Annotated in this window: 5 protein-coding genes; 3 read left to right on the top strand and 2 right to left on the bottom strand. The window is 72.8% G+C overall.

Going from position 1 to position 4,548, the window contains the following annotated elements; translation table 11 throughout:
• Positions 1 to 251, top strand: a 251-nt coding sequence (locus AB0C29_RS35010) for a hypothetical protein (RefSeq protein ID WP_360829586.1), incomplete at its 5' end; no start/stop codon positions are given.
• A 107-nt stretch (positions 252 to 358) separates the two neighbouring features.
• The gene (locus AB0C29_RS35005) at positions 359 to 1,015 is read left to right on the top strand and encodes an alpha/beta hydrolase (protein ID WP_360829583.1); all 657 of its coding nucleotides are present in this window, start codon (positions 359 to 361) and stop codon (positions 1,013 to 1,015) included.
• Positions 1,016 to 1,036: 21 nt separating this feature from the next.
• On the opposite strand, the gene AB0C29_RS35000 is transcribed toward AB0C29_RS35005, so the two are convergent.
• Positions 1,037 to 2,446 (bottom strand): NADP-dependent succinic semialdehyde dehydrogenase, encoded by a 1,410-nt coding sequence (locus AB0C29_RS35000; protein WP_360829581.1) that lies wholly within the window; start codon positions 2,444 to 2,446, stop codon positions 1,037 to 1,039.
• A 99-nt stretch (positions 2,447 to 2,545) separates the two neighbouring features.
• Here AB0C29_RS35000 and AB0C29_RS34995 point away from each other — a divergent pair, with 99 nt between their 5' ends.
• On the top strand, positions 2,546 to 3,487 hold the full coding sequence (locus tag AB0C29_RS34995) for a YhjD/YihY/BrkB family envelope integrity protein (RefSeq protein ID WP_360829578.1): 942 nt from the start codon (positions 2,546 to 2,548) through the stop codon (positions 3,485 to 3,487).
• 55 nt (positions 3,488 to 3,542) lie between these two features.
• Here the strand turns inward: AB0C29_RS34995 and AB0C29_RS34990 are convergent.
• Positions 3,543 to 4,548 (bottom strand): hypothetical protein (locus AB0C29_RS34990; protein WP_360829575.1); only part of this gene is annotated, 1,006 nt, incomplete at its 5' end.

Genomic DNA, 4,548 nt, shown 5'->3' with positions numbered 1-4,548 from the left:
TGCATCATCGATCCGCAGTGGCCGGCCGCTCGGAAGGCGGAGATCGTCGCGGACACCCCGTCCACCAGCATGAGCACGGCGACGACTGGACCGCCTACCTGTCGCCGCGCGCCCGTCCGGCCGGTGACGTCACCCTGGTCGCCACGGTCGCCGTCGATGCGACGGGACTGTGCCCGGATCTGCGTACGTCGCACACCGTCGCCGCCGCGGCCGACGCGGACCTGAGTTTGCTGGGCGTTCTGCGGGTATAGCAGCTCTTCCTCCCTGCTCACCGCACCACCGCACGCCATCGCGCACCCGGCTGTCACGCCGGCGGCGTCTGTCTCGTGTCCGGCAGCCCCCAGGAAGACGATTCCCTGTGCACCCGCAACCGCCCCGCCGCACCACCCACGCCTACGGAACTCCGAAGAACCGGCTCGTCTACGACCGCTGGGGCCGCTTCGGCCGGCCGGTCGTCCTGCTGCACGGATTGTTCTACGACCGCACCATGTGGTGGCCGGTCGCCGCCGAGCTCGGCGACAGCTGCGCCGCCATCGCCGTCGACCTGCCGGGTCACGGCGACTCCGCGGCCCGCGACGACTACGACGTCACCCAGCTGGCCGAGGACCTGGCCGTGCTGATCAACGGCCTGGCCCTGCACCGGGCTCCGGTGATCGTCGCGCACGCCGAGTCGGCCCGGCTGGCCGAGACGTTCGCCGCCGCGTACGCCACCCAGGCGGTCCTCACGTTCCAGGACACGCCGGCCGAGCCGCCCGAGACCACACGGGAGCTGGACACGGGCGACCTGAGCGGCGTACCGGAGCTGTACCGGCAGTTCGCGGTCGCCCGGCACGACGACGCGCTGCTCGCCGGCTACCGGTCCTGGTTCAGCCCGCCCGCGCACAGCGAGCCGCGGCCGGACGCCATGCCGCTGAGGCTCAGCGCTGAGGGCAGTGGCCAGGCGCGGCTGGGCGGGCGGTTCCCGCATCTGTGTGACGCGGCCAGCTTCGCGGCCCTGCTGCGGACCTTGCGCTGACGTTCGACGGGGGAGCGGCCGCTACTCGGTGGCCGCGTCCACGTCCGCCTTGTCGCCTTCGCCGACCCAGACCGCCTTGAGGTTGCAGAACTCGCGGATGCCGGCCGACGACAGCTCCCGGCCGTACCCGGAGTTCTTGACGCCGCCGAACGGCAGCTGCGGGTACGAGGTCACCATCCCGTTGATGAAGACCGCGCCCGCCTCCAGCTCGGTGATCAGCCGCTGCTGCTCGTCCGGGTCGGCCGTCCAGGCGTTCGCCCCGAGCCCGTACGAGGTGGCGTTGGCCAGTTCGATCGCCTCGTCGAGGGACCCGGCCCGGTAGACCCCGGCCACCGGCGCGAACACCTCCTCGGAGTACATGCGCATCGCCGACGTGAGGTCGGTGACCACGGTCGGCGGGTACCACCAGCCGGCACCTTCCGGGGCGCGGCCGCCGCACCGTACCGTCGCGCCCAGGCCGACCGCGTCGGCGACCTGCTCCTCGGCGTCCTTGCGGCCCTGCTCGGTGGCCAGCGGCCCGACGTCGGTGGTGTCCATCATCGGGTCGCCCACGGTCAGGGCCGACATGTGCGCCACGAACGCGTCGACGAACTGGTCGTAGACGTCGGTGTGCACGATGAAGCGTTTCGCGGCGATGCACGACTGGCCGTTGTTCTGGCAGCGGGCGGTGGCGGCGACCTCGGCGGCCCGGTCCAGGTCGGCGGTCGGCAGGACGACGTACGGGTCACTGCCGCCCAGCTCCAGCACGGTCTTCTTCAGCTCGCGGCCGGCGATGGCGGCGATCGATCGGCCGGCCCCCTCGCTGCCGGTCAGCGTGGCCGCCCGTACCCGGGGATCGGTGAGAATGCGCTCCACCGCGTCGGAGCCGACCAGCAGGGTCTGGAAGGCCCCGGCCGGGAAGCCGGCCCGGGTGAACAGTTCGCCCAGGTAGAGGGCGGTCTGCGGCACGTTGGAGGCGTGCTTGAGCAGTCCGGTGTTGCCGGCCATCAGGGCCGGCGCCGCGAACCGCATCGCCTGCCACAGCGGGAAGTTCCACGGCATCACCGCCAGCACCGGCCCCAGCGGCTGGTACCGGGCGTACGCGCGGACGGCCCCGACCTCGGACGCCTCGGCCGGCTCGTCGGCCAGGAAGCGTTCGGCGTGCTCGGCGTAGAAGCGGCAGGCGGTGGCGCACTTGGCCACCTCGGCCTTGGCCGCCGCGAAGGTCTTGCCCATCTCGAGGGTCATCAGGGCGGCGACGTCGTCGCGGTCGGCGTCGAGCAGGCCGGCGGCTGCGGTCATCCAGGCGGCCCGCTGCGCGAAGGTGGTTCTCCGCAGCTCGCGGAAGCCGGTCAGCGACCGGCCGATGGCGGCATCGATCTGCTCCTCCGTGAGCGCGTCGAAGGTCTTGAGCACTTCACCCGTGACCGGGTTGATCGTCGCGATCGGCATGGTCGCACTCCCTTCAGATCTGTCCCACGGCCTACCCGGCTGCGGGTCCGCTAACCCCGGACGGGCGTAGCGGCCGGGCCGGCGGGGTATCGGTGCCGCGTGACGGACCGACGCTTCCCGCGGCTGGTCGCGGTGGCGTGGCGGCGACTGCGTCACCGTGTCGGCTGGCTGGATCACCTCGTCCGGGCCGGGCTGCGGTACGACGAGGCCGACGGCGGCCGCCTGGCCGCGGCCGTGACCTACTACGCGTTCTTCGCCGTGTTCTCGCTGGGCCTGCTCGGCTTCGCCGTCTTCGGGTTCGTCCTGGACGACCCGGCGGTGCTGCGTGCGGTGGAGCGTTACGCGGCGGAGAACCTGCCCACCGTCGACGTGCAGACGTGGCGCAACGCCCGTAACACCGCGGGCGTCGTCGCGTTCATCGGCCTGCCGATCACGGGCTGGTTCTGGGTCGACGTGCTGCGGTCCTCCATCCGCAAGATCTGGGACCTGCCCGAATATCCCGGCAAGCTGGTCGTGCGGGTGCTCCTCGACCTGCTCGTGCTGGTCGGGCTGGGCGTGTTGCTGGCCGCCTCGCTGTCGGTGGCGTACGTGACGACGACCCTGGCGAACCGGGCGGTCGACGCGGCCGACACCGCGGCCACCCCGTCGCGGTGGGTGCTGGCCACGGTCGGACTGCTGGTCGGCCTCGCGGTGAACACGGTGCTGGCCGCCGGCATGCTGACCGGGCTGCCCCGCATACGGATGCCGGTGCGCCGGGTGCTCGGGCCGGCTCTGCTGGCGGCGGCCGGGCTGGAGTTGCTCAAAACCATCGGCCGCCTGTACGTGCAGAACACCGCGGCCAATCCCACCTACCATCTGGTCGCCGGCTCGGTGGGGCTGCTGGTCTTCCTCAACGCCGTCAACCAGCTGGTGCTCTTCGCCGCCGCGCTGACAGCGACCAGCACCGCCGGTAGCCCGGCCGATCTCGCCGCCGAGGGGGACGACGACGAGATCCCGGACGAGGACGTCGACGCCGATCAGCCGGAGCAGGGCGCGTCCTGACCCGGGCAGGGCGGGCCGGCGTCACCGGCCCGCCCGGCTTCGGTGCCGGCCCGGCTCAGCCGTCGCAGCGCCAGGTGATCACGCCCGAGCTGCCGTCGAACGGCAGGCCGACCACCAGCCCGGAGTCCGAGATGGCCAGCGGGTCGCCGCGCATCCCGTCCGCGAGCCCCAGCTCGACGTTGGTGTCGTTGCGCAGCACCGTGCCGTTCGAGGCGATCCAGCCCTTGTCGTTGATGCCGTTGGCCGGGGAGCCGACCGGCAGGCGGGTCACCTCGCCGGTACGCAGGTTCCAGCGGCCGACCTCGCCGGACGGCCACAGGTTGCCGGTGGCCCAGCCGTTGCGGACATTGCTGACGGTCGCCTGCTGCCCGGCCGGCGCCTTCAGCGCCCGGCCCTTACCCCGCTGGTTCCACGTGTACGACGTGAGCGTCTCCCCGTTCCCGGAGATGATCTGGCCGACGATCGTGCCGTCGTCGGTCAGACCCTTGCCGTCGGCGTACGCGGGCAGCGGCAGCTTCGTGGCCGTCCGCGCGCCCACCTTCCAGAGCAGCACCGCGTCGGTGCGATGGTCGGTGCTCTCCCGGTCGGCGTTGACCAGGATGTCGCCCGTCGCGTTGATCTTCGCCTCGGTGAACGTCCACCGGCCCGGCGGCGGCGTCAGCTTCTCGGGCACACCGTCGGTGTAGCGCACGACGGTGTCCGCCCACTTGTCCCTGGGCCCCGCGATGGCCGCCACCACGCCGTCGGCGTTCACGGCGCTCGCCGTCACCCAGTCGCGCACCTGGGGCAGCACCTGCGGCTGACCGTCCGTCCACAGAAGCACCCGGCCGGCGGCGATGCCGGCCGTCTTGCCCTCGGGTGTGTCGAGCTCGCTGGACCGGACCTCGTTGCCGAGGACGTACCGGCCACCCGGGTCGACCCCGGCGGGCTGGACCGTCGTCATCCCGGCGGGGACCGGCAGGCGGGTGGCGGCGCAGCGCAGCGTGGGCAGGCCCGGGTCGGCCGTCGCCTGCCGCGGGCCGCCCGACGCCGCGGCCGTCGGTGCCGCGGCGGCCTGGTCC

The sequence above is a fragment of the Actinoplanes sp. NPDC048791 genome (genome assembly GCF_040650095.1).
GTDB lineage: Bacteria > Actinomycetota > Actinomycetes > Mycobacteriales > Micromonosporaceae > Actinoplanes.
Note: the sequence above shows the minus strand (reverse complement) of the source record. Positions and strands in the feature narration are given on the sequence as shown.